Here is a 25,027-nt window from a genome sequence, read left to right on the forward strand (position 1 = left end):
TCGCTCTGGTAGATGCCAACCTTGGTTGGCACGTTCCCTCCGCACCCATGACGCCTGCCGGCGTACGCCAACCAAGGTTGGCGGCTACCAAGACCATGCACGGCCCCGCACCGCGCGCGCCCAATGGATACGGATGCAACCAAATTTCCCTTGCGACACTAGGCCGCAAGGCTGGTGCAGTGCGGCATACTAGGGGTCTTGCCCCACAGGTGTGCCATGACGCGCGCGTTCAACTTCAGTGCCGGCCCTGCAACGTTGCCGGAATCGGTCCTGCGCCAGGCGCAGGCGGAAATGCTGGACTGGCACGGTAGCGGTGCCTCCATCGTGGAAATGAGCCATCGCGGACCGGAATTCATGTCCGTGGCCGCCGAGGCCGAGGCCGACCTGCGCCGCCTGCTCGATATCCCCGAAGACTATGCGGTGCTGTTCCTGCCCGGTGGTGCCACCACCCAGCAGGCGTTGATTCCGCTCAACTTCGCCAGCCCCGGCCAGCGTGCCGACTACGTGGTCACCGGCCACTGGGGCAAGACCGCGGTCAAGCAGGCCAACCCCTATGTGAACGTCAACATCGCCGCCAGCAGCGAGGCCGAAGGCTATCGCCAGCTGCCCGAGCGCGCCGGCTGGCAGCTGGCGCCCGATGCTGCCTACGTGCACATCACCGCCAACGAGACCATCCACGGCGTCGAGTTCCGTGACGTACCCGAGACCGGCAACGTGCCGCTGGTGGCCGATTTCAGCTCGTCCATCGCCAGCGAGCCGCTGGATGTACGCCGCTACGGCGTCATCTATGCGGGTGCGCAGAAGAACCTGGGTCCGGTCGGCATCGCGGTGATGATCATCCGACGCGACCTGCTGGAGCGCAGTGGCCAGCCGCGTGCGGACATCTTCGATTACCGCTCGCACGTCGCCCGCGATTCCATGCTCAACACGCCGCCGACCTGGAACTGGTATCTGGCCGGCCTGGTGTTCAAGTGGATGCTCGCCGAAGGCGGCGTGGTCGAGTTCGCCAAGCGCAACGCCGCCAAGGCCGCGCTGGTGTACGGCGCCATCGATGCTTCCGGCGGTTTCTATCGCAATGAGGTCGCGCATTCGGCGCGCTCGCGGATGAACATCCCGTTCTTCCTGCCCAACACCGATCTCGATGCCCGTTTCGTCGCCGATGCCAAGGCCGCCGGCCTGCTCGCGCTGAAGGGCCACAAGGTGGTCGGTGGCATCCGTGCTTCGCTCTACAACGCCATGCCGCTGGCCGGGGCCGAGGCGCTGGTCGCCTTCATGGCCGATTTCCAGCAGCGTCACGGCTGAGCAATGAACGGCGCGCATCGTCGGGTGCGCGCCCCGCAACAAGGAATTCCGATGGCAAGCAAACCCAGCAAGAAGGCGTCGAAGAAGGCCGAACCGGCCAAGGACAGCGCCACCTCCAAGCCCAAGGGCAAGTCGAAGGCAACCGCGGTGCCGACCTTGGCGCCACTGGCGCTGGCCGATGTGCGTTCGAAGATCGACCAGATCGACCGTGACATCCAGAGCCTGATCGCCGAGCGCGCACAGTTCGCCCACCAGGTCGGCAAGGCCAAGGGCAAGCTCGCCGCGGCCGTCGATTACTACCGCCCCGAACGCGAAGCGCAGGTGCTGCGCATGGTGGTGGACCGAAACGAAGGCCCGCTCAGCGATGAGCTGCTGGTGCACGTCTACCGCGAAATCATGTCGGCCTGCCTGGCCCAGCAGGAGCCGTTGAAGATCGGCTACCTCGGCCCGGAAGGCACCTTCAGCCAGCAGGCCGTGCTCAAGCACTTCGGCCGCTCGGCGCTGGGCCTGCCGATGGCCAGCATCGAAGAAGTGTTCCAGGAAGTGGAAGCGGGCAACGCCGATTTCGGCGTGGTGCCGGTGGAAAACTCGGGGCAGGGCACCATCCAGATAACCCTGGACATGTTCCTCACCTCCAACCTGAAGATCTGCGGCGAAGTGGAGCTGCGCGTGCAGCAGTACCTGATGTCGCGCAGCGGCCGCATCGAAGACATCGAACGCGTCTACGGCCATCCGCAGTCGTTCATGCAGACCTCGGCATGGATGCGCGCCAACCTGCCCAAGGCCGAGAAGATCCCGGTGGCCAGCAATGCCGAAGGCGCGCGCCGTGCGCGCAATGCCGACGACGCTGCAGCCATCGGCGGCGAGAGTGCCGGCCACGTGTACGGCCTGAAGAAGGTCGTCACCAAGCCGATCCAGAACGATGCCGACAACACCACCCGATTCCTGGTGGTGGGCCGCAACATCTTCCCTACCTCCGGCCATGACCGCACCTCGGTGCTGGTGTTCATCCATGACAAACCCGGCGCGCTGTTCGATGTGCTCAGCCCGTTCGCGCGCCATGGCATCAGCATGAACCGCATCGAGTCGCGGCCCTCGCACCACGGCAAGTGGGAATACGGCTTCTTCATCGACCTCGCCGGCCATATCGACGACGCGCCGATGCAGGCCGCACTGGCCGAACTGGAAGCGCACTCGGCGCAGATCAAGGTGCTTGGCTCCTATCCGGTGGCCGTGCCCTGATCCCTGCTGCGGCGGCTGCGGCCGCCGCCCCTGATGCACCGCCGGCGACCCGGCGTTTACGGAACAATTCAACGATGAGCAACGCGCAGCACTGGATCGCCCGCAAGGGCCAGCCCCTGCAGGGCAGCCTGACCATTCCCGGCGACAAGTCGGTCTCGCACCGCTCGGTGATGTTCGCCGCGCTGGCCGACGGCACCTCGCATATCGAAGGCTTCCTGGAAGGCGAAGACACCCGCGCCACCGCGCGCATCTTCAGCCAGTTGGGCGTGCGCATCGAAACCCCCAGCGCGTCGCAGCGCATCGTGCATGGCGTCGGCATCGATGGCCTGGAGGCGCCCAGCGCGCCGCTGGACTGCGGCAATGCCGGCACCGGCATGCGTCTGCTGGCCGGCCTGCTGGCCGGTCAGGCATTCGACTGCACGCTGGTCGGCGACGAATCGCTGTCCGGCCGTCCGATGCGCCGCGTCACCGGCCCGCTGTCGCAGATGGGCGCGAAGATCGACACCGAGGCAGACGGCACGCCGCCGCTGCACGTGCATGGCGGGCAGACGCTGAACGGCATCGACTTTGCCTCGCCGGTGGCCAGCGCGCAGATCAAGTCCGCCGTGCTGCTGGCAGGCCTGTACGCGCATGGCGAAACCAGCGTCACCGAGCCACACCCGACCCGCGACTACACCGAGCGCATGTTGTCCGCGTTCGGCGTGGACATCGCGTTCTCGCCGGGCAAGGCGCGCCTGCGCGGCGGCCAGCGTCTGCGCGCGACCGACATCGTGGTGCCGGCCGACTTCTCCTCGGCGGCATTCTTTCTGGTCGCCGCCAGCATCATTCCCGGCTCCGAGCTGCGCCTGAAGCAGGTCGGCCTCAATCCGCGCCGTACCGGCCTGTTGCACGCGCTGCGCCTGATGGGCGCGGATATCACCGAAGAGAACCCGGCAGAGCAGGGCGGGGAACCGGTGGCCGACCTGATGGTGCGCTACGCGCCGCTGAAGGGCGCGCGCATTCCCGAGGAGCTGGTGCCGGACATGATCGATGAATTCCCGGCGTTGTTCGTGGCCGCTGCCGCCGCTGAAGGGCAGACCGTCGTGACCGGCGCCGCCGAACTGCGGGTGAAGGAATCCGATCGTCTGGCGGCGATGGCGACCGGCCTGCGCGCGCTGGGCATGCAGGTGGACGAAACCGAAGATGGCGCCACCCTGCACGGCGGCGTATCGCTGGGCAGTGGCACCATTGAAAGCCACGGCGATCATCGGATCGCGATGGCCTTCGCCATTGCCGGCCAGATCAGTCACGGCGAAGTGCGCATCAACGACATCGCCAACGTCGCAACGTCCTTCCCGGACTTCGATGGCCTGGCGCGCAGCGCCGGCTTCAACCTGTCCTGACCGGCACCGCATCCGCCGGGCGTGGCCTGGCGGATCACATGGCCTGGTAGGTGCCAACTTTGGTTGGCACGCTTCTGCGCATAAAAAAACGGAGGCCGAGGCCTCCGTTTTCATTTCGGGCGTTACCGACGATCAACGCTGGGTGCGGAAATCCACCGGAACCCGCACCACGCTGGCCACGGCACGGCCCTGCTGCACGGCCGGCTCGAACTTCCAGCCCTGCACGGTGTTCAACACGGCACGGTCCAGGTCGCGGCTGCGTTCACCGCTGCGCGACACGATCGCCGCATCGGTCACGTTGCCACGGGTATCCACGTTCAAGCTGGCAACCACGCTGCCCTGCACGCCACTACGCAGCGCGGCGGCCGGATAGCTGGGCTTGCTGTTGCTGGCCAGCGGGCGCGCCTCACGGTTGCGTACGGCCGGGGCCGCCTTGCGGTGGCTCTGCGCAGGCGCGGCCTGGCGCGTGGCCGGGGCCGGTGCGATGGCAACCGGCGTTTCAGTAGCCGGCAGCATGCGCTCGCTCACCGGCGCAGGCGCAACGTCGTCATGGTTGGCAAAGCGCAGCCAGACCAGTGCCGCAGCGAACATCGCGACGATCAGTGCCAGCCACAGCCAAGGAGACGCCGAGCGGGGCTCAAGCGTGCCATCCTGCTGCAGTTGCGGGGAATGAAGGTTTTCGTGGGTGGTGGCAGTCATCGCAAACTCCTCGCGTCAGTAACGACGCCCAGAGTGTTGCCCGAGGCGGCGTCGCAGCGTGTCAGCATTGCGTCAACGCGACCTGCAAGGTTCAGCTTTTCTGCGGGGAAACGTTCAGTTATTGCGGCTTGAAATCGAACGGCACTTCAATGCTGCCGGGCACCGGCTGGCCATTGCTCACTGCCGGGCTGAAGCGCCAGCGACGCACCGCGTCCGTTGCCGCACGGTCCAGTTCACGCGAACCGCTGCGCTGGATCACCGTCACGTTGTTTGGATAACCGGTGGCGTCCACTTCCACCCGCACCACCACGCTGCCCGCTTCACCGCGTCGCAGGGCGGCGGCCGGGTAGGCCGGCGGCGGCGACTGGCCGGCAATCGGCATCGGTTGCGCATTGGCGGTTGCCGGTGCCGCAGTGCCCGGCGCCGCCGGGGTTGGTTCAACCGTGGCCGGTGGCGGCGGCGGGGCGGTTTCCACCAGCTTCGGCGCATCTTCTTCGTCCGGCACCGGGGCCGGCTTGGCATCGGGCATGTCGCTGGAACCTGCCGCTGCGGCCAGCGGCTCGGGCAGCGGTTCCACCTGCGCGGTTTCCTGCGGCGTCTGTGCGGCCGGGTCGGCTCGGAAGAATTCCTTGTCGCGACCGGTCAGCCAGACCAGCACGAACAGCAGGATGCCCACGCCGAAGGCGATGCCGGCGATCTTCAGGGCGTTGCGCGGGATATGCACGGTGAACGACTTGGCAGGCGACGGACGGGGAGCAGACATGGACCAGACCAGTACGGAATGCCTCGATTCTGCCACGGCCGGAATGAACCGGGCGGCAGAATTCCGTATAACAGGCGATAATCCCGTTCCTGTTCCCCACCACGACGCCTGCCATGCTTGATCCAGCCCTGCTCCGCCACCAGCCCGCCGACCTCGCCGAACGCCTGCGCACCAGCCGCGGCTTCGAGCTCGACGTGTCTGCCCTGGAGTCACTGGAGGCGGATCGCAAGCGCATCCAGGTGCGGACCCAGGAACTGCAGAGCCTGCGCAACAGCCGCTCCAAGGCTATCGGCCAGGCCAAGGCCAAGGGCGAGGACGTTTCGGCCATCATGGCCGAGGTTGCCGCCTTCGCCGATGAGCTGAAGGCCTCGGAAGTGGCCCTGGACGAGCTGCGCGAGAAGATCGACACGATCTCGATGGGCATTCCGAACATTCCCGCCGATGACGTACCGGCCGGTGCCGATGAGAGCGAGAACGTCGAGCAGTCGCGCTGGGGCACCCCGCGCCAGTTCGATTTCAAGGTGCTCGACCACGTTGAACTGGGCGCGCGCAACAAGTGGCTGGACGGCGAGACCGCGGCCAAGCTGTCCGGCTCGCGCTTCACCGTGTTGCGTGGCCCGATCGCGCGCCTGCATCGTGCCCTGGCCCAGTTCATGCTCGACCTGCACAGCGGCGAGCACGAGTACCAGGAAACCAACGTGCCGGTGATCGTCAACGCCGACAGCCTGTACGGCACCGGCCAGCTGCCCAAGTTCGAAGAAGACATGTTCATCACCCAGCTGGGTGAGCAGAAGCGTTACCTGATCTCGACCTCGGAAATCTCGCTGACCAACATCGCCCGCGACGAAATCCTCGACGCCGAGCGCTTGCCGCTGCGCATGACCGCCCACTCGCTGTGCTTCCGTTCCGAAGCCGGCAGCGGTGGCCGCGACGTGCGCGGCATGATCCGCCAGCACCAGTTCGAGAAGGTTGAGCTTGTCTCGATCTGCCGCCCGGAAGACAGCGACGCTGAGCACCAGCGCATGACCCGCTGCGCCGAAGTGGTGCTGGAAAAGCTGGGCCTGCCGTACCGCAAGGTGCTGCTGTGCACCGGCGACATGGGCTTCTCGGCCATCAAGACCTATGACCTGGAAGTCTGGCTGCCGTCGCAGGAGACCTACCGCGAGATTTCCTCCTGCTCGAACTGTGGCGACTTCCAGGCCCGCCGCATGCAGGCCCGCTGGCGCAACCCGGCCACCGGCAAGCCGGAGCTGGCACATACGCTGAACGGCTCGGGCGTGGCCGTCGGCCGCGCCATGATCGCGGTGATGGAGAACTACCAGAACGCCGACGGCAGCATCACCGTGCCTGAAGCCCTGCGCCCGTACATGGGCGGTATCGAAACCATCGGCTGATCAGCCGGTAGCGCCGGGCCATGCCCGGCGGCGTTCTGATGGGGGCCGGCCATGTCGGCACCTCATCCACGCATGGCGTGGATCTACTGATGCGGTACCACGCCCCGGGGCCTGGAGCTTTGCAGTAGATCCACGCCATGCGTGGATAGCGCAATCCATCAACCCGCTGCGCGCAGCTTCTCCAGCGGCACCCAACCCGCCTCCGCACTCTCCGGCACACACCACGCCCACCCATTGAGCGTGCGCACACCCCGCAGCTGCTGCCCCGGGTCCACATCCAGCTCCCGCGCGCAGTAGTCCTCCGTGGCAAACGCGCCACCCTGCGCATCGCGACCGATCACCGGCGCCGGAACGAACCCCGGCTGCTGCCCCTCGGCCTCGCACAGATACCAGTCTTCCCAACCCTCGGGCCCCTCATAACGCTCGCCCACCACCAGTGCCTGCCCACGGTGCAGGGTGATCGGATGCGGAAATTCGCTGCGGTGCGCAGCCGTCACGATGTAGTTCATCGGACCATGGTGGCAAAAAAAGCGGCCCCGCAAAAGCAGGGCCGCCAGGGTAGGGTGGGCCGGGATGGGGGAGGGAATCCCGGCCCGCGTTCAGCGCCCAGACGAGGGAGAGAGACGCCGAACGCTGGAACGCGTTACGCTGCTGCCACTTCCACCGCCTCATGCGACGGCAGCGCTGCCAACGCACCGGCAATCGCGTCTTCGCGGTGCTGCGGCGAGTAGGCGATGCCCTCGGCACGCACGAACTCGATGTCGTTGATGCCCCAGAAGGCGAACGTCTGGCGCAGGAAGGGCTCCTGGAAGTCCGCCGGCGAATCGGTGTAGATGCCGCCACGGCTGCTGACCACGATCACCCGCTTGCCACCGGCCAGGCCCACCGGGCCGTTTTCGGTGTACTTGAAGGTGCGCCCGGCCACCGCCACGCGGTCGATCCAGGCCTTCAGGGTGGAGGGCACGCTGAAGTTGTACATCGGCGCACCGATCACCACGATGTCGGCGGCCAGGAACTGCTCGAGCACCTGTTCAGCATCGGCGGCTTCGGCCGGATCGGTCTTGGCCAGCGAACCGCTGCGCAGATGCGGTACCGGATTGGCGTCAAGATCGCGATAATCAACCTGCAGGCCGTCGATCTGTTGCTTGAACTGGGCCACCACGGCGGCGGTCAGGTGGCGGGAGACGGAGTTGTCGCCAAGCACGCTGGCGTCGATGTGCAGAAGCTTCATGGCAGTACCTATGTTCGGGAGAGGTGGCGGGCTTGCCGCCGACGGAGAGAACAATAGGTTGTTGCAAGGGCAGGATAAAGGTGGTTGAATGCCACGTATTGTTCTACTAATGGAACTCGGGTATGCATGACCTGAATGATCTGTACTACTTCGCGATGGTGGTCGACCACGGCGGTTTCGCCGCCGCCGAGCGCGCACTGGGCATCCCCAAGTCGCGCCTGAGCCGCCGTATCAGCCAGCTGGAAACCGACCTGGGCGTGCGCCTGCTGCAGCGCTCCACGCGCCGCTTTGCCGTCACCGACGTCGGCACCAGCGTGCACCGCCACGCCCAGACCATGCTGGCCGAAGCGCAGGCCGCGCGCGAGGTGGTGGATCGCCTCAGCGCCGAGCCGCGCGGCCTGGTACGCGCCAGCGTGCCGGTATCGCTGGCGCAGATGCAGCTGCCCAAGCTGCTGCCCAAGTTCCTCGAGCAGTACCCGAAGGTGCGGCTGCAGCTGAACATCAGCAACCGCCGCGTGGACATCATCAACGAAGGCTACGACGTCGCCCTGCGCGTGCGTTCGCGCCTTGATGACGATGGCAGCCTGGTGATGCGCAGCTTCGGCCAGGTGCAGGAACTGCTGGTGGCCAGCCCGAAGTACCTGGACCGCGCCGGTCGCCCGAAGGATCCGGAAGAGCTGGCGAACCACGTCACCCTGAGCATCAGCGAAGACGAGGCGCGTCAGCGCTGGGAACTGCACGGACCGGAAGGCGCGGTGCGCCGGGTGGATCTGCAGCCGCGCGTGGCCGGTTTTGACTTCCCGCTGCTGCAGAGCATGGTGAAGGACGGCTTCGGCATCACCATGCTGCCGGAAACCGTCTGCGCCGATGCCGTGCGCAATGGCGAGCTGGAAGTGGTGCTGCCGGACTGGTCGCTGCCGCAGGGCGTGTGCCATGCCGTGTTCGCCTCGCGCCGCGGCCTGCTGCCGGCGGTGCGGGTGTTCATCGACTTCCTGGCCGAGCACCTGCCGCCGCAGCTGGAGGCCTCGCGCCTGGATTGCGGTGGCGCCTGTGAAAAGGCCAAGGAACGGATCAAGGCCAGTGCGCTGGGCGCATTGGCAGTGGACGCAGGCTGAGGCCTGCCTCCGATGGAACAACGGTCTTGGGCAAATCGCCCGGCCGTGCGAGAATGCGTGCCCGGCCAGCAGGCTGGGCCGATACGGAGAGATGGCCGAGCGGTTTAAGGCACCGGTCTTGAAAACCGGCGAAGGGTTAAACCTTCCGTGGGTTCGAATCCCACTCTCTCCGCCAAGAATGCAAAAACGCCCCGACAGGGGCGTTTGCATTTGTGCAGGACCGAGGCTCCTTCGTCAGAATGCAGGCTCGATCACCGGAGAAGAATCAACCGTCGGGTAGGAAAGCCGATACTTCCGCGTGGTGTCCACATCCACCAGGATCTCGATGGAGCGTCGCCTGGCGATCGCAGCCTTGGTCACGCCCAGCGCGCACAGGCCGGAGGCCTCAAGCACCGTTGCGGTCATCAGATGCCGACCTGGCTTCAAGGCAAACGTCACCGTTTCAGCAGTGTTGAGGTGCGCGGCCATCTTTTCGTCAACCATGACGCCCACGGCGCACTTTCCGTTGATCACACCTATATCGCGTGTCACCACGACATTGCCGGTTGAAGGCCCCTGATCGGCAAGTGCGAATACCCGTTCAGTGGGCACTGGCCTGACGTTCGCTGTTTCGGGTTGCCGGGTGGGTAAGGCACAACTCGCGGCCAGTAGTGGAACGGCGCACATCGTGATGCGCATGATGATCTTGGCGGTTCTGCGATACATGCTTCCCTCCCTGTAGAAAAGACCTGCCCCAGCGCGAAAGCTCGCCCTGTTGGCGCGACTTTACAGGAAGCCGAGGTACCCTCGTCCATGGCTCTGCAGGAACGTCGGTTCTCGCAAGCAGGTCGCCATAAGTACCTCTGAGTTTGACTATCAGATGGGCGCTTCGCTGATGAATTCTGCAGGTGGACTACCGATCCACATCGCCTCTGATTGACTGCGTTCAGCCCATGCGCATCGCTGCTCGCGTCTGCTCTTGGGCATGATCCTGCTGCGCGACCTGTTGCGCCTGTGAAACTTGTTCGACCTTGGCAAGCGAATGCTCTACGGGCGTGTTGACCGCCTCGCTGACCGCCACCGACGCCCGCAGGTGTGCCGGGTTGTCGAGCTCGCCCTGTACAACGAACATGCGTGGGCTCGAGCCGTTGGTAGGCGGGTTGCCCAGTACCACATGATCCACGCGCTCCAAGCCATTGCTCTTGGCCGTTGCCAGCAAGCTGGCTGTTACCCGCTCACTGGTTTCATCGAAGCTGCGCCCGTGCTTGGCATCCACGGCGGATACGCCGTCGCGAATCTGCCGGTAGAGCGAATGGTCAGGGTGGCCTTCCTTCCTGGGATCCAAGCCTGCCTTGTCCAAGGTGGATTCGATGCTTTGCTGCAACGGGCTCTTGGGAGAGAAGCCCGGATTGCTGAGAGAGGGAGAGCCCTTGTCAGTTGCGTCCTGTGCCATTCGCTCACCGGGTTTGAGCGCAATGCGGGGCTGCTGCTCCGCTTCGGCCTCGCGGCGAGCGTATGCACCGGCTTCCTCGGTGCCGCGCAGATAGTTGACGCCATCACGCAGGAGTCCGGGTCCGCCGCCGACAAGCACCGTCGCTCCCAGACGCAGTTGATGGATATCGTTGCGGTACTCGGTGATCCTGCGCAGGTCTTCGGGGTTTGTGACCCGGGCAGCGGGGTCGTCCAGCACAGACTGCACCGGCCCCTTGTCGGTCATACGGTCGAGGAAATGAACCAGTCGATGGGAGTCACCCAACTGCACCGCTACGGCAGCGGACATGACATGGCCGCTTTTCATCCCAAGTGATCCGAGTGACGCGACGCGCTGGCCCTGCTCGGCAGTGCGCAGAGCCTCCAGTTCCTTGGGAAGCGCGTACATCTCCACCTTGCCGTAGTGCGGGCCACCTGCACTGACCAGATCGCCCGCCATCACGTGGTTGGTGAAGGGCGCCGCATTGGCAGGTTGTCCTTCGGGCATGCGGTACGCCAACCCGGCAGCGCCGTACGGATTAAAGGCGTCGCCGGGGAGGTTGTAATGGTGCGCAGTGATCTGCGCGAGTGCACCGCCCAGGGAGTGGCCGGTGACGGATACCGGGCCATATCCGTTTTCGTCAGCCAGCTTGATGGCTTGCTTGGTCAGCGCGAGGGCATCGCCGAGTTGTGCGTTGAGTTTGGCGGTGACCATCGCTGCATCGATGCCGCCGTCAATCAGAGGCTGGCGATCGAATTCGGTGCCGCGATGGGCGACGATTACTTCTTTGGATTCTGGGTTCTGATAGACGACCCCTTGGTAGCCTGTGTCGGAGTTTAGGCTGGCCAATACGCGATATTCCGTCCCGGCAATGCTAACGATGGCCTTGGGTTCCGGGAGCGGGTCCTTGTAGACATGATTTGAGAGGGTTGCACTTGCTCCAGGGTTCATGGGGCTACTCCTTCAGTCCGTGTGGAGATTTCGATTGGAAAGTATTCCTTTCGTTTAGCTTGAGGCATCTTCTCGTACGAAACCGAAGGCTCGGTAGGCGTCCACTCTGGCGATTGCCCTGAAGTCATGGGGCGCAATGCGCGATCTACGTAGGCGGTAGAGGATTTTTCGGTTTCAAGCTTTGTGAATGAGGTCCAGGCGGTTGCTTGGATTGAGCGATTATCGATGATGAAGTCGAATGAAGCTTCCACGAGAACGGGTGTCCATGTGCACGGGCCACGACCGTAATAGTTGGCGACTTCCATTCCGTCCTTAAACAAGGCGCTGCTGAAATCAGTAGTACTGAGGCGCTGTGCTTGAAGCTCAACCTTGTGCTGGTTAGGTTCGTACTGCACACCCTCGTAGTTGTTGACCGGGGGGAGGCAAAGTGGGTCTATCTCGTACGTGACGAAGATCTTAGGAGTTGGGATCTCCACAGGCGCATCGTGGACCCGGATGACAATTGGTAGCGGATCCTTGGGGGCGGGATTTTCGCGGTAGACGGGGTATGAGCGTTCCTTGCTGCAGCCTGGAACGGTCAGGGCAATCAATGCGATCAATGCCATGTGAGGAAAGGCAGGGAGAGATTTCAGCATGATCGGTCCATGTCGCTGATTGAGGTGCTGCGGGGGCGCGCCTGTACAGGGCTATTACGGAGCATCGTTGTCGATGCGTGAAACAGCAGATACGACTGTCCTGATCGTTGACCAGCTGGACATTGAATTCGGTCATGGGAGGCCGTGTCATGTCTGGCATTTCGGGGTAAATGCGACAGCGTGCGCCCTGTCGGACGCACGATCCCATAGTCTCTATCCTTGCGGTCCCGTGATACGGGGCCTTGCGAGGTGACGTTCACCGGCGCTCCATTGCTCTGCGTCATCTGACTATACGGCCCGCATCGGTTGGGCTCCAAGGTCTTGACCCTCCATGCCAAGGTATGCGCGCTGGATCACGCATTCAGAATGCCTCACCCCATGGCTGTTTTCCGATGGCGGCGCAGATGATTGAGGCGGGAGAGCCTGCGGGGCCATTCGGATGTCTACGGCAATGCGTACCTGCAGAAGTTGGCCCACCCCGTCATCATGCGGCGCCTCTTCCCCAGCACTGTGCCTCGCTTGAAGGCGGCCTGGCCTTGTCGTAGATCTGGCGTGCTTGACGGTCTCGGACAGGACGTCCGGGAGGGGCGGGGTAGAACCCACCTGTCGCAGCGACCTACGAGCGGTCGCTGACGATTCAAGAGCGTTGGGTCAGGCGGCTTGAACTTTCCGCGCCTTGAGGAGCCGCGCCGCAACCAGGCCCAGCGCGACCAGTCCTGAGGCAATGGCCAGCCACAGCATCAGCAGTGAATTGTCAGAATCTCCAGCGGCTACCGCCACAGACGGATCGTGGAGGTAGTAGCGGATATCAATCTCCTCGGCTTCGTCGGAAGCACGCATCTGATTGCCCAGGCCGTTGGATACCGCAATCCTCTCCATCCGCTCCTGGCCGTCTTCAGTTTCGAACTCGACATTCAGGACGAAATTGTTTTCTCGACCCTTTCGCTCGTCCCAGGTGACTTCAGTCACCAGGCCCACGGCATCCCGCCCGTCGAGTCCGTCGGTGAGGGCATGGCGATGATGGTCTTTGTAGGCCACCACAGAGAGTGCGATAGCCACACCAGCGGCGACGAGAGTGCTGCGCCAAGAAGTGAAATTCACGGTCAGCTTCCGAATCGATTGAAGCAGGCGACCTTACTGACCCGCGCGGTATCGGACTTGATGGGCACGGAGTAGGTACGTCACTTGGCGGCCTTTGAGCCCTTGCGGTGGAAGCGTTTTCGGCAAGCGCCCACGACACCTTGGCGGGTCGAGACACCGAGCGCGGACAGGGCAGATTGCGACGTTCTGCGCGTTGACGGCAGGTGTGTCCGGATCTCGCTGCGCCTCGCGTAGCGCGTGTCGCTTCTGACACCACGCTGCGTATGGACGGTCCAGATTCTCAGCGGTATCCGGCATGGAAAGTGCGCCATTCAATGCGCAAATCGGCATCCCATGACGCAACATCCGCAACTACGCACCGATGCGAGCTTTCCCTGCTTTTCATCGCCGCCGCAACGAGGCAACCATGTCCTCGCCAAGGCATCTGCCTAGGCCGGGATTGGCGTCCCGAACTTACGTATCACTACGGATCGTGTTGCAGCCACAACTGCAATCACGACAATGCACCGTCTGCCAGTCCATGGCGGACGGTGCGTGGGGATCTCTCGATCCGCCGGCTTTAGTGGTACGTATCCGGCACGCCAACCCGCACCGTCCGCCACCTCGCACTTGCAGGTGGCCACACCGTGAGTTTGCCGCCATGCCTGACCTGCTTCCCGACTATCCCCGTCTGCACGCGCTGCTCGGCGATGCCGTGCGCGATCTTCCCAATGCTCTCGCCGAAAAAATGGAGGATGCGCTCAGTGATGCCGCCGAGTCCGTACCTCCATCGGCGTTCTTCACTTTCCTGCAAGGCCATGGCAAAGGCCACTGTGCTGATGGCAAGCCTTGGGCCGATACTCGCCTAACACCCGGCCGCGCATTCGATCTGGCCTTGGCCACCCGCAGCGCATCGGGCATCGCCGCGCTCATCGCCATGCTGCACGCCGCACACATAGCGCGGGAGAACGACGATCCGGGCTTCTATCCGTCGGCGGCCCTGGTCGATGGTCTGTTCGACGCCTGCGAGGCACTGTCACTACAGGTAGAGCGCTGCCTTGTCCCTTGACCTGCCGGCGCATTGCCACGGACAGGATGAGGGCGGTGAACCCGTGCTTCCCGCCCTCTGATCCGCTGAACTCTCAGGTAGACTCCGGAAAAACGATCTGGGGAAATGGATGAAGAACGTCGTAGCGCTGACCCTTGCAGCCGGTCTTTTCTCGCTGGCCGGATGCTCTACGCTCCCAGTGACGGAGGCACAGGCCAAGCCGGTCCCTTCCGAGCGGGTCTACCTGCCGCAGTACTTGCAGAAGTCTGCTGAGCGCTCGGCGACGATCTATATCAGCCGTGACAAGGGTTACTTTGGCTCCGGTTGCTCGCATGACATCTATCTCAACAACGAGAAGGTGATGGCGATCAGGCAGGCCGAGGCGGCCACGCTCCATGTTGTTCCGGGGGCCTACTTCCTCAAACTGGAAACGGGCGGTGGTCTCTGCCCGAACATTTCCACCTCGCAGAATCTGACGCTGGGCGCGGGCGAGCGTCAGGTGTACCGCGTGCTGCTTCCCTCCGATGGTAATCTTCGCCTGACCCGAGACCAGTAAGCTGCGGGGCATTTGCCCGGCAAAGCCGACGCGCTGCTTCTTGTACACCTTGCACGGATCGCAGAGGAACATTCGCCGATGGAGTTCGAGCACTGGATAACCTGGTCACCTGGATGTTTCGAAGCCACTGCCCTTAGACAGGGATGGCGTTTCGATGCCAGTCAAGGACTTTGGCGGATCGACATCAACCGGGTAGAAGCACACCTGCAGCAGGATCTGGCCGCTCAGCAGTTCGGTACCGCCGTTACCCGTTTCATTTTCGGATTTGAGATGCATCGCATGGGCGGCGTGCTGGACGATGAAACGGTTCTGCAGTCCATGGCGGCGACACGCGATCTGACGCGCTATTACCGATCCAGACACGCGTTCCTGGCGGTTGGTCAGCTTGAATGGATGCAGGTCCGCCATCTCGATGCAGCCGCCCAATGGGCCGCTTACACCTCCACTCTGCTGCATGCGGTCGACAACTGGAGTCGCCAGTCACGCAAGCCGAAGGACTTTGATGTCTCCTCATTCCGTACAGCGATTCAGCAGAGCCTGCAGGCGCTGACGGAGGATCAATACGCTGTCGATCCGGAATCAATGGACCTTTCACCGCCCGAGTGGGATGAAGCTGGTCGCTTCATTCATCGGAACCTGGATCCCGGTTCGCTCATTGATTGAACTGTCCTTGGCGCAGGGACCAAGGCCGCGGCGACCTCGGAAGTGTTCGAAATGCCTGAAGCGATATTCCCGGGGCCTGTTCCACCGACCTCAATCTTCCTATAGTGGCTCCAGACCCCGCAATGGAATGGCCCGATGCACCCGATGTCCTCCGGGCGGTGCCTGGCACTCGCAATCGCAATCGCCGTTAGTGCCAGTGCCTGCGCACGTGCGCCGTCCACCGAAAACGAAAGGAATCCTGCCATGTCTGGCGCAACGCAGACCGGTCGCACCCTCAATGGCCACACTTACACCGACGCGCCCGTGGATGTGAAGCTGGGGCCGAATACCTTCCGAATTCCCGCCCACTATCTGGATAGCCAGATTGCGCCTTGGCCCGGTGAAGGAGTTTCGCTGGTCATTGAATGGCCGGACATGACGCCGACGCTACCCGGGGCCCGGGCCAATCCAAGGACCAATGATTTCCGCAAGGAAATTTCCGTTCGGATCAATTACGTTGATCGCGTTCCCACCGAAGCCTTGATGGAGCGCTATGCGTCCAACGAGGCCCTTACCGAGCCGGATTCGGTGGAACGCGGAGATCCCAGGGATAGGCTCGATCTTCGAATCCCGCAATCTGAGACGTTGGGATTGACGTCGTACGCCATCGACGAGGCGGCGATGAAGGAGTTCGCAAAGCGCTATGAGGCGCAATACGGGAAGCCGCCGGTCCGGAATCCGGCTTACGAAAGGGACTGGTACGTCGCACGGCAGGCCGATGGCCGGATCAACACATTCATCAAGTGTGATGCCAAGGGATTTCGTCAGGACGGCGTGCGGCTGGAGGGCGATCAGGTGATCAGCGTGCAAGATGAGGTGGCCGCTGGCTGTGTTCACTACTTCGTAGATGGTGACAACAAGCTCTCCGTGGTCCTCGACTATAAGAGAGCATTCCTGAAGGACTGGAAGCGCATGGAAGACGCTGTCAAGGATGTCATCACGCGCACCCGATCCAAGTGATCCAAGGAAGGAATCAGGCATGAGTGGATTGACCGAGCATGACCTCAGGATCCTTGGCAGCTATGCCAAGGAGGGCAACCGCGAGCTGTATTGGAACTACCTGTCGCAGCTGCCGGGCGCCGACGGTTACGGAACGCTGGCACTGGGTGTCGTCAGGAATGACAGCCTGCCAGGAAGGGTTGCGAACAGCTATGCGCAAAGCGTCGCCAGGACGCAGCACGATGAAGGTTCCCGGTTTCCAAACGCCGTATTGACCGAGCGACAGTGGGAATCGTTCGGGCAGACACTGCTCGATAGAGATCTGGAACTACGGCAGCAGCGGATGGCCGAAGGCCGCCCGGACCTGGCGCTGAACCTGCCTGGGGCTGACGTGATGTTGGCTCATGATCGCGCTTTCGATCAGCATCACCTCGATCCCAACTGCTGGACACCCCGGGTGCTTCTTCAGGCCGCATTGGAAAAGAGTGGCCCGCAGAAGCTGGAGCAGATCTGGAGCAACATGCTCGACAACGATGGCGTAGGGCTTCCGCGGGTGGGAAGTACCAGCCGCGATGCGTTCACCCAGATGGGGTTGAGCAAGGGAAGCCAGTACATCGGCACGCTGGCGTTCCATGAAGTCACCCAGGCACTGGGCGGCCGCTCTTCGGTCGATCCCAACGTCATCGGCGGCCTCAACGACTACGCGCTGTACTTTGAAAAGGACGGCAAGTGGGCCAGTGTCACCTCCGGCGGCGGCCACAGTTCGCTGCGTGAGATCACCAATCCGACCCGCATCGCCGAACTCAACGATGCCCGCGAAGTCCGCTTGGAGCGCCAGCAGAAGGCCACCCAGTTCCACCCGGAAGACCCGTACCGAACCATCACACGCAGCCCGCTCACTGCATCGGTTGACGGCGTGCCCGACCTCCAGCGCGGCGCGACGCGTCTGGCGGATATCGGACCGGGCCACGCCGAGTACGGACTGTTGCAACAGGTCAGCGGACATGTCGCCGGCATCGACGCGAGAGCGGGGCGCACGCCGGATGAAAGCAGTGAACGACTGACCGCCAGCGTGATGGCCCTTGCTCGTCAGAACAACCTGGACCGTGCCGACCATGTGCTGCTCAGCGCGCAGACGGCGGACAACCCTGCGGGCCGCAACGTGTTCGTGGTGCAGGGTGATATCAACGACCCGGCGCATCTGAGGGCGTCCATGCCCACCGATGTGGCCGTGCAGACGCCGGTGGAGCAGTCGTTGCAGCGCCTGGAATTGGCCAGCGCGGAACGGCAGCAGGCCGTGGCGCAACGCCAGCAGCAGGAACTGGACAACCAGGTGCGCGAGCATCCGCAGATGCGCATGGCGTAGTGCGCAGCAGGGCGGAGCAATGGAGTGTTCCCATTGCCCCACACCGGTCACTTGCCCGGCGCATCCGCCGTCTGCGCAGCCACCATCGCCTGCTGCATTTCCTTCAGCGACAGGTAGCCATCGCCGTCTGTATCCAGCCCCGTGAAGTACTTCGCGATCTCCGGCACCACGGTCGCTTCTTCCTTGCTGATCTTCCCGTCCTTGTTCTTGTCCATCGCAGCGAACGCGGCATCGATCGAGTCGGCCTGCTTGCTGAAGCGCGCCTGCTGATACGCCGTGAATTCGGCCTTGTCGACGCGACCATCCTTGTTGCTGTCCATCGCGGTGAACGTGGAATCGATATAAGCCTGGTTCGGGTCGGCGGGCGCGGCCTGTGCAATCAGCGGGATGGCGCACAGCGCAATCAGCAGGGCGGTCTTGTTCATACGCATTGCGTGTAATCCTTCAATGAGGGGAGATCAGCGGCAGGGGTAGGTGTAGCCATCGCGGTCGCGATAGCTGTCAGTACGGCGGTCGTAGTTGCCGTAGCGGTTCATGCAGTAGTCGGCACGCTCGCGGGTTTCGCGTTCGCGCTTTGCCGCCGCCGCGATCACGCCAGCCACCACGGCCGCACCCACTACGCCCACCACCACGCCTGTGGTCTTGGCGTCGTGTCGGCGCTCCCGTTCGCGGTCACGCTCCCGCTCCCGCTCCCGCTCCCGTTCGCGGCGCTGCCAGTCATCGCGTTCCCGTTCGCGATAGTCCTGGTTCCACTGCGGGTTGTAGCGATCGCCACGCTGCGCATGGGCGTCGCCGGAGTAGGGCATCAGCACCAGCAGTTGTGCGGCTGCTGCCAGCAGCAGCGCAGTTCTTCCTGTTTTCAGAAACATCGTCCAGCTCCTGTGCGGACATCGTCGGTAGCTGCAGTACACACCGCGGACATTGCGCGAACCTGCCGTCACCGCAGGCAATTGCAACGACTACCGGATCAGTGCTTCCACCGGGTCCAGCTGCGCCGCGCGACGTGCAGGCAGGAAACCAAAGCCGATACCGATCAGACTGGAACACGCGAACGCCGCAATGATCGAACTCGCCGAGAACACCAGGCTGAAGCCCACGTCGGCCAGTGCCAGCACCGCGCCCAGCAGCAAGGCCACAGCAATGCCCAGCATGCCGCCGAGCAGGCACACCAGCACCGATTCGATCAGGAACTGCTGCAGGATGTCGCTGCGGCGCGCGCCCACGGCCATGCGTACGCCAATCTCACGGGTGCGCTCGGTCACTGATACCAGCATGATGTTCATCACTCCGATGCCGCCCACCACCAGTGCGATGGCGGCAATGGAGCTGATCATCATGGTGAGGATGCCGGTAGTCTGTTCGATGGACTGGCGGATCTGCGCGTTGTTGCTCATGTAGAAGTCGGTGCTGCCATGGCGGCGTGTCAGCAGCCGTGCAATGGCCTGCTCGGCCGCTTCCATGCTGATCGCATCGGACACGCGCACGGTGATGTTGGACACATGGCTCTGGCCCAGCATCCGCGCCATGGTCGTGGTGTAAGGCATCCACACTCGTAGCAGCGAGGTGTCGCCGGTGGCGCCGGCATCTTTCTTCACTACACCCACCACGCGCACCGGCACGTTGCCCAGCAGCAGGGTCTGCCCGATGGGGTTCTCGGCTGCGGCGAAGAAGCGCGCGCGGGTGTTGGCATCAATGATCGCCACCTGCTGGTAGCCAGCCACAGCTGGTGCGCCGAAGAAGGCGCCTTCCCCCAGCTTCAGCCCATGCACGCGGAAGTACTGCTCGCTGACACCCTGTACCTGGACGCTGGCCGAGCGGTTCCCGCGCAGGGCGGTACCCGTGGTGGCTACGCCAGGGGTGGCGCTGTCCACGAACGGTTGCCCGGCCAGGGCCGCGCTGTCGCCCGGGGTGAGGGTCTCTACCCGCGCCGCGTGCAGGTCGCCAAAGCCGGAGCCGGGGTAGATCTCGATGGTGCTGGTGCCCAGCGAGGAGATGTTGGACAGGATGGCCTGCCGGGCACCGGTACCCAGCGCGACCACCGACACCACCGAGGCGATGCCGATGATGATGCCGAGCATGGTCAGGAAGGTGCGCATGCGGTGTGCATTCATGGCGCGCAGGGCCATGCGGAAGGCCTCGGCGAAGCGATCGCGCACGGCCTGCCAGCCGCTGCCATCGCCGCGTTGCGGCAGAGCGGTCGGCGCCACGGCCGTTGCCGACGCAGTAGCCGTGGCACGATCATCGACAATCCGCCCATCGCGGATCTCGATGATGCGCTGGGCGTGTTCGGCCACGGCCATGTCATGGGTCACCAGCACCACCGTGTGGCCTTCGGCATGCAGCTCGCCGAGGATCTTCATCACTTCCTTGCCCGACTGTGTATCCAGCGCGCCGGTAGGTTCGTCAGCGAAGATCACCGCACCACCATTCATCAGTGCGCGGGCAATCGACACGCGCTGCTGCTGGCCACCCGACAGCTCGCCGGGCAGATGCTGCATGCGTTCACCCAGGCCAAGCCGCGCCAGCAGTTCAGCAGCCCGTGCGTGGCGCTCAGCGGCGGGCATGCCGGCGTAGATCGCTGGCACTTCCACATTGCTCAACGCGGTCAGGTCAGTCAGCAGGTGGTAGCGCTGGAAGATGAAGCCAAAGTGCTCGCGGCGAAGTTCGGCCAGCTCATCGGGCGACATCTGCGCGGTCTGGCGGCCCGCAATCTCGTACGCGCCCGCAGAGGGCCGATCAAGGCAGCCGAGGATGTTCATCAGCGTGGACTTGCCCGAGCCCGACTGGCCGACGATGGCCACCAGTTCACCGGCGCGGATGTCCAGGTCCACGCCGTCCAGTACCACCAGGGTCTGTTCACCGGCGGCGAATTCACGGCGCACCCCACGCACGCTCAGCAATGGCTCGCTCATGGCTGCGTTCATCGGGGCTGCGTGGGAGCGGTGGCGGCTTCGTCGCTGGCCTGCGTTAGCACCACCTGATCGCCTTCCTTCAAGCCGCCGCGCACTTCCACCTGGATCTGGTCATCCAGTCCGATGGTGATACGCCGCGCCACGGCGCGCCCATCTGCGCCACGCACCTGCACGGTGTAGCTGCCGTCACCAGCCCGCGCACCCAAGGCAGCGGAGGGAATGGTCAGCACGTTGTGGGCACGGCCGAGTACGATGCGTACCTGCGCGGTCATGTAGCTGCGCAGGCGGCCGTCGGTGTTGTCCACGTCGAACTGGCCGTTGTAGTACATGGCGGTACGGCTGCCAGCTGACAGTGCGGGCGACGCGAGGCTGGACGTATCTTCGTTGGTGATCGATTCGGGCGCTGGCGCAATGTCGCGCAGGGTGCTGCTGTAGCGGCGGCCTGCATCGCCCAGGATGGTGAAGAAAGCCTCCTGGCCGACCGTGGTGTGCACAACATCGGCCTCGGAGATCTCGGCATAGACGGTCATCACGTCCTGGTTGCCCAGCATGACGATGGTCGGTGCGCTCTGCACCGCGTTCACCGTCTGCCCCTGGCGGGCGACGACCGCCAGCACTGTGCCATCCGTGGGGGCGGTGATGCGGGTGTACTCCAGGTTGGTCTGCGCGATGTCCACGTCGGTCTGCCGCTGCACGATCTCGCCGTCCAGCGCGGTGATCTGTTCGCGGGTCGCGTCCACCTTGGCCTTGGCAGCATCGAAGTCGGCACGTGCCACCAGCTGTGATGCCACCAGTTGCTGCTGCCGCCGCAGGGTCAGTTCGTACTGGCGCAGATCGGTGGCCAGTGCATCGCGGTTGGCGCGTGCGGTGCGCTGTGCCGCCTGCGCACTCAGCAGTGCATTGCGTTGGGTACGTGAATCGATGTCGGCAATCGGATCGCCTGCCTTCACCTTGTCGCCCAGTTTCACGTGCAGTGTTTCGATGCGACCGGAGACCTGCGCGCCCACGCTCACCAGTCGCGATGGTTTCAGGGTGCCGGTGGCTTCCACCACCTGTTCGATGTTCCCACGCACCACGGATGCGAGCTGCAGCGGTGGCGGTGGCGTAGGTCGCAGCCACAGCCCGGCGGCAATGGCGGCGCACGATACGGCGCCAGCGATCAACAGCAGTCGGCGGTGCTTGCGCGGTGCGGTGCTCATCGGCACAGCATCCAGAGGGGGCAGGTCATCGGTGGTCCTCGCGGCAGTAGAGATGCACGCGCCGGGTGCCGGGCGTGGATGGCCGTCGAGTCTCGAGGTGCTGGGTTGCGTGAACCTTGCGGTGCTGCCGTGGTTGTCAGCCCGCGGCCATGCTGCTGAGAAGCGCTACTGCAATGAACTGCAAGGCGCTACCCAGCACCAACAGCACGTTGCGCAGGCGGTCGGCAGCCACGCGTACGCTGCAGAGCTGACACAGCGCGCCGATCACCAGCCCCACGACAGAAAGCGTGCTGGTCGACTGCGTGTGTACGCCTTGTATCGCCAAGGGCACCCACGCACTGCCCAGCATCGTCCATGCCGCGTGCCTATCGATGTAGCGCAGAGGTGCGGGGAGCAGCCGCGATGTGGTTGATCGCCATGCCGACAGCGCATGCAGCGCGGCATGCGCGACGACGAAGAACAGCACGGCGCTGGCCATGGCTGCATGGGCATGGCGTTGCGTCGAGATCACCAGCGCACCGCCCGGCAGCAGCAGGAACAGCACGGCAAACAGACGCATCATCACGTCCGGGCGATTCGTTGCGGGTATCACGCGTAGCCACCGCGGCCAATGCGGCAGTGCGTGCATTCGATCAGCGCGCGAACGTCGATTCCAGGCGGCCGCTGTCAAGCCGGATGTAGCCGGCGTCGCGCGGAATCGGGCAGAAGAGGAGGAGGGAGGAACTCCTTCGGTCACGTGCAGGCTTCCTGTCAGGACGGAACGCGATGGCATCACAGATGCCATCGGCCCGATGCTGCGCAGCGAACATTGCCGCAACCTTGCCTGCCTTCGCTGTCTGCTGCGCATGGACAGGCGGCAGTCACGGATGTGTGGGCGCCATCAGTGCTCTACCGGTGGCGTTGAGGCAACGCCCGGATGTAGTGGGAACTCGACGCGGATCAGCGCGCCACCACCGGTGGCATCCAGAATCGTGACGTGGCCACCGTGACGGTCGATCACCTGCCGCACCAGGTTCAGTCCCAGGCCCGCGCCGGTCTGGCGCGGCCGCAGCCGCTGGAACGGCTCGAACACGCGTTCGCGCTGGTCCAACGGAATGCCGGGGCCGTCGTCTTCCACTTCCAGGCAGCTGCCCTGTACCCGCACGATGATATGGCGGCCACCGTGCTCGGCGGCATTCAGCACCAGGTTGGAGATCACCCGCTCGACCGCGCCGGCTTCGCCCAGCACCGGGAAGTGTGGCTCCACCGCCACTGCCACGGACTTGTCCGACTGGATCAGCAGCGGCGCCAGATCGGCGGCAACCCGCTTGGCCACCCGGGCAAGGTTGAGGGTTTCCTTCGGGCCGTCCTCTTCCATGCGATGCAGGTCCAGCAGCTGCTCGGCCAGCGTCGCCAGACGCGCGACTTCCACGGCCAGGCTGCGCGAAGTCGAATCATCAGCGGCATCGATCTTTACCCGCAGGATCGCGATCGGCGTGCGCAGCTCATGCGCGGCTGCGGCGATGAAACGACGTTGCCGTTCGTGCCCTTCATCCAGCCGGCCCAACGCATCGTTGACGGCGGTCACCAGCGGCGCGATCTCCACCGGCACGGCGGTCTCGGTCAGGCGGATGCCGCGACGGCTGGCGGAAATGTTGCGGGCTTCCTGTGCGATTCGCTCGACACCGGCCAGTGCCCGACGCACGATGATCGGGGTCAGGATGATGGTGGCGAGGCCCAGCAGCAGGAAGATCGGCAGGGTGATGATGTGCGCGGCCAACGCCATCTGCATGGTCAGCGAATCGGTTTCGCCATGGGCCATGATGGTCAGCTTGCCGGCCGGGCCACTGTGCTGGCGTACCACCACCGCCAGGCCATCGCTGCGATCACGCCCGCGCAGGTCGCCATAGGGGATGCCATCGAGGGCGCCTACCATCGAGGCATAGACCGGTGGCACATGGCCGAAGGTGACGTGGTGCCCATGCTCGTCCTCGGCGATGAACCACGCACCGGGGACGATCTTCAGCAGTTCGGCCAGCTCCGGCGTGTGCACTACGTACAGTTCGCCATTGTGGTCGCGGTGCACCGCCTCGGCGGCCACCGGCGCGAAGGTCTGGATGGTGTAGTAGCCGCCGCTGTCGGCACGAACCAGCACCATCAGCAGGGCGAAGAATGCCACCAGCAGGGCCAGCAACTGGTAGATCAGCGTCTTGACGATCAGTGGGCGCTTCAACGACGGGCGACGCGCCATCACTTGCTTTCCCGCATCAGATAGCCAACCCCGCGAATGGCGTGGATCTCCACGCCGGCATCGGCGTCAGCCAGTTTTCGGCGCAGGCGCGAGACGTGCGAATCCAGCGTGTTGGAATGGATGCCGTCGTCGAAGCCATACACCGCCATCTCGATGGATTCGCGCAGAACGGTGCGGCCCAGGCGCCGTGCGAGGGCGGCCAGCACCCGGATCTCGCGCCGCGGCAGCTCCAGCCGCTGGCCGCCCACACTGGCCTCGCCCGAGGCGGGGTCGAACACCAGTCGGCCGATGCTGATGGACTCCACCTGCAATCCGCTTGGGCGACGGCCCGCAGCACGGATCCGTGCGAACAGTTCCTCCAGCGCGAAGGGTTTGGCAAGGTAGTCATCGGCCCCTTCATCCAGACCGGCAATCCGATCCGGCAACTGGCCCAGCGCGCTCAGCACGATGATCGGCACCCCGGGATTGTGCTCGCGCAGCAGGGAAATCAACGCCAGGCCATCGCCATCGGGCAGGGTCCGGTCCAGCAGCACCAGATCGTGCAGGCCGCACAGGGCTGCCTCCCGGGCCAGTGCCAGCGTATTGGCCAGGTCCACCACATAGCGCTCGCGCTGCAGGGCGGACTTGAGGGTGGCGGCCAGTTCGGCTTCGTCTTCGATCAGCAGGATGTGCATCAGCAGGGCTTGGGCAGGGAGGGGCCGCAGAGGAGCGGTTCGGCACGCGCCGGCACCGTATTACAGGAACATTGCGTGAACATGGCGTGCCTCCGCATCTGCCGGAAGGCCATGGATGGAGGCGATGAAGCCGAAGGTCCGGCGCAAGGTTCGCGCA

General features: G+C 64.2%; 26 protein-coding genes and 1 tRNA gene. 11 read left to right on the forward strand and 16 right to left on the reverse strand.

The window, feature by feature from the left end; translation table 11 throughout:
* Positions 1-216: 216 nt before the first annotated feature.
* From serC to aroA, 3 genes are all read left to right on the forward strand, one after another.
* A complete protein-coding gene (serC, locus tag QOL57_RS14605) occupies positions 217-1,302 on the forward strand; it encodes a 3-phosphoserine/phosphohydroxythreonine transaminase (protein WP_089236058.1) in 1,086 nt (361 codons plus the stop codon).
* Positions 1,303-1,353: 51 nt separating this feature from the next.
* Positions 1,354-2,544, forward strand: coding sequence for a prephenate dehydratase (gene pheA / locus QOL57_RS14610; protein WP_025878757.1), 1,191 nt, complete (start codon positions 1,354-1,356; stop codon positions 2,542-2,544).
* A 74-nt stretch (positions 2,545-2,618) separates the two neighbouring features.
* Positions 2,619-3,926: a 3-phosphoshikimate 1-carboxyvinyltransferase gene (aroA, locus tag QOL57_RS14615; RefSeq protein WP_089236057.1), complete on the forward strand. Its 1,308-nt coding sequence runs from the start codon at positions 2,619-2,621 to the stop codon at positions 3,924-3,926.
* A 132-nt stretch (positions 3,927-4,058) separates the two neighbouring features.
* Here aroA and QOL57_RS14620 read toward each other — a convergent pair whose 3' ends face one another.
* Together QOL57_RS14620 and QOL57_RS14625 are read right to left on the reverse strand one after the other, a co-directional pair.
* Positions 4,059-4,625 (reverse strand): energy transducer TonB, encoded by a 567-nt coding sequence (locus QOL57_RS14620; protein ID WP_089236056.1) that lies wholly within the window; start codon positions 4,623-4,625, stop codon positions 4,059-4,061.
* Between the two features lie 118 nt (positions 4,626-4,743).
* Positions 4,744-5,388 carry an energy transducer TonB gene (locus tag QOL57_RS14625; protein ID WP_089236055.1) on the reverse strand — a complete coding sequence of 215 codons (645 nt, stop codon included), beginning with the start codon at positions 5,386-5,388 and terminating at the stop codon, positions 4,744-4,746.
* 113 nt (positions 5,389-5,501) lie between these two features.
* Between QOL57_RS14625 and serS the strand changes: the two genes are divergently transcribed.
* Positions 5,502-6,782 carry a serine--tRNA ligase gene (serS, locus tag QOL57_RS14630; RefSeq protein WP_025878753.1) on the forward strand — a complete coding sequence of 427 codons (1,281 nt, stop codon included), beginning with the start codon at positions 5,502-5,504 and terminating at the stop codon, positions 6,780-6,782.
* Positions 6,783-6,940: 158 nt separating this feature from the next.
* On the opposite strand, the gene QOL57_RS14635 is transcribed toward serS, so the two are convergent.
* Positions 6,941-7,291 (reverse strand): SH3 domain-containing protein, encoded by a 351-nt coding sequence (locus QOL57_RS14635; protein ID WP_089236054.1) that lies wholly within the window; start codon positions 7,289-7,291, stop codon positions 6,941-6,943.
* A gap of 134 nt (positions 7,292-7,425) precedes the next feature.
* A complete protein-coding gene (locus tag QOL57_RS14640) occupies positions 7,426-8,013 on the reverse strand; it encodes an NAD(P)H-dependent oxidoreductase (protein ID WP_089236053.1) in 588 nt (195 codons plus the stop codon).
* A 122-nt stretch (positions 8,014-8,135) separates the two neighbouring features.
* Between QOL57_RS14640 and QOL57_RS14645 the strand changes: the two genes are divergently transcribed.
* Both QOL57_RS14645 and QOL57_RS14650 read left to right on the forward strand, forming a co-directional pair.
* A complete protein-coding gene (locus QOL57_RS14645; RefSeq protein WP_025878750.1) occupies positions 8,136-9,128 on the forward strand; it encodes a LysR family transcriptional regulator in 993 nt (330 codons plus the stop codon).
* Between the two features lie 85 nt (positions 9,129-9,213).
* A tRNA-Ser gene (locus tag QOL57_RS14650) sits at positions 9,214-9,303 on the forward strand.
* A gap of 59 nt (positions 9,304-9,362) precedes the next feature.
* Here the strand turns inward: QOL57_RS14650 and QOL57_RS14655 are convergent.
* From QOL57_RS14655 to QOL57_RS14670, 4 genes are all read right to left on the reverse strand, one after another.
* The gene (locus QOL57_RS14655) at positions 9,363-9,833 is read right to left on the reverse strand and encodes a hypothetical protein (protein ID WP_141134209.1); all 471 of its coding nucleotides are present in this window, start codon (positions 9,831-9,833) and stop codon (positions 9,363-9,365) included.
* A 220-nt stretch (positions 9,834-10,053) separates the two neighbouring features.
* On the reverse strand, positions 10,054-11,529 hold the full coding sequence (locus tag QOL57_RS14660; RefSeq protein WP_089236051.1) for an XVIPCD domain-containing protein: 1,476 nt from the start codon (positions 11,527-11,529) through the stop codon (positions 10,054-10,056).
* Entirely contained in the window at positions 11,526-12,164 is a 639-nt protein-coding gene (locus tag QOL57_RS14665) for a hypothetical protein (protein ID WP_080277620.1), read from the reverse strand. The genes QOL57_RS14660 and QOL57_RS14665 overlap by 4 nt, the downstream gene beginning before the upstream one ends.
* A gap of 651 nt (positions 12,165-12,815) precedes the next feature.
* Entirely contained in the window at positions 12,816-13,265 is a 450-nt protein-coding gene (locus QOL57_RS14670) for a hypothetical protein (protein ID WP_100309804.1), read from the reverse strand.
* 640 nt (positions 13,266-13,905) lie between these two features.
* Here QOL57_RS14670 and QOL57_RS14675 point away from each other — a divergent pair.
* From QOL57_RS14675 to QOL57_RS14695, 5 genes are all read left to right on the forward strand, one after another.
* Positions 13,906-14,313 (forward strand): hypothetical protein, encoded by a 408-nt coding sequence (locus QOL57_RS14675; protein WP_089236049.1) that lies wholly within the window; start codon positions 13,906-13,908, stop codon positions 14,311-14,313.
* A 109-nt stretch (positions 14,314-14,422) separates the two neighbouring features.
* A complete protein-coding gene (locus tag QOL57_RS14680; protein WP_089236048.1) occupies positions 14,423-14,848 on the forward strand; it encodes a hypothetical protein in 426 nt (141 codons plus the stop codon).
* A 78-nt stretch (positions 14,849-14,926) separates the two neighbouring features.
* A complete protein-coding gene (locus QOL57_RS14685) occupies positions 14,927-15,511 on the forward strand; it encodes a hypothetical protein (RefSeq protein WP_089236047.1) in 585 nt (194 codons plus the stop codon).
* 135 nt (positions 15,512-15,646) lie between these two features.
* Entirely contained in the window at positions 15,647-16,510 is an 864-nt protein-coding gene (locus QOL57_RS14690) for a hypothetical protein (protein ID WP_089236046.1), read from the forward strand.
* A gap of 19 nt (positions 16,511-16,529) precedes the next feature.
* Positions 16,530-17,855, forward strand: a complete 1,326-nt coding sequence (locus tag QOL57_RS14695; RefSeq protein WP_089236045.1) for an XVIPCD domain-containing protein — start codon at positions 16,530-16,532, stop codon at positions 17,853-17,855.
* A gap of 47 nt (positions 17,856-17,902) precedes the next feature.
* On the opposite strand, the gene QOL57_RS14700 is transcribed toward QOL57_RS14695, so the two are convergent.
* The 8 genes from QOL57_RS14700 to QOL57_RS14735 all read right to left on the reverse strand — a co-directional run bounded on the left by QOL57_RS14700 (position 17,903) and on the right by QOL57_RS14735 (position 24,870).
* Positions 17,903-18,280 (reverse strand): EF-hand domain-containing protein, encoded by a 378-nt coding sequence (locus tag QOL57_RS14700; protein WP_089236044.1) that lies wholly within the window; start codon positions 18,278-18,280, stop codon positions 17,903-17,905.
* Between the two features lie 33 nt (positions 18,281-18,313).
* A complete protein-coding gene (locus tag QOL57_RS14705) occupies positions 18,314-18,724 on the reverse strand; it encodes a hypothetical protein (protein ID WP_089236043.1) in 411 nt (136 codons plus the stop codon).
* Positions 18,725-18,814: 90 nt separating this feature from the next.
* Positions 18,815-20,779, reverse strand: a complete 1,965-nt coding sequence (locus QOL57_RS14710) for a MacB family efflux pump subunit (protein WP_089236042.1) — start codon at positions 20,777-20,779, stop codon at positions 18,815-18,817.
* Positions 20,776-21,966 carry an efflux RND transporter periplasmic adaptor subunit gene (locus tag QOL57_RS14715; protein ID WP_089236041.1) on the reverse strand — a complete coding sequence of 397 codons (1,191 nt, stop codon included), beginning with the start codon at positions 21,964-21,966 and terminating at the stop codon, positions 20,776-20,778. Before QOL57_RS14715 ends, QOL57_RS14710 begins: the two co-directional genes overlap by 4 nt.
* Positions 21,967-22,102: 136 nt before the next feature.
* Positions 22,103-22,525 carry a hypothetical protein gene (locus QOL57_RS14720; RefSeq protein ID WP_089237999.1) on the reverse strand — a complete coding sequence of 141 codons (423 nt, stop codon included), beginning with the start codon at positions 22,523-22,525 and terminating at the stop codon, positions 22,103-22,105.
* A 73-nt stretch (positions 22,526-22,598) separates the two neighbouring features.
* On the reverse strand, positions 22,599-22,775 hold the full coding sequence (locus QOL57_RS14725) for a hypothetical protein (protein ID WP_157803065.1): 177 nt from the start codon (positions 22,773-22,775) through the stop codon (positions 22,599-22,601).
* Between the two features lie 71 nt (positions 22,776-22,846).
* Positions 22,847-24,196 carry a HAMP domain-containing sensor histidine kinase gene (locus tag QOL57_RS14730; protein WP_089236040.1) on the reverse strand — a complete coding sequence of 450 codons (1,350 nt, stop codon included), beginning with the start codon at positions 24,194-24,196 and terminating at the stop codon, positions 22,847-22,849.
* On the reverse strand, positions 24,196-24,870 hold the full coding sequence (locus tag QOL57_RS14735) for a response regulator transcription factor (RefSeq protein WP_033831437.1): 675 nt from the start codon (positions 24,868-24,870) through the stop codon (positions 24,196-24,198). The genes QOL57_RS14730 and QOL57_RS14735 overlap by 1 nt, the downstream gene beginning before the upstream one ends.
* Positions 24,871-25,027: the final 157 nt, after the last annotated feature.

The organism is Stenotrophomonas sp. yr243 (assembly GCF_900184195.1).
In the GTDB taxonomy this organism is placed as follows: Bacteria; Pseudomonadota; Gammaproteobacteria; order Xanthomonadales; family Xanthomonadaceae; genus Stenotrophomonas; species Stenotrophomonas lactitubi.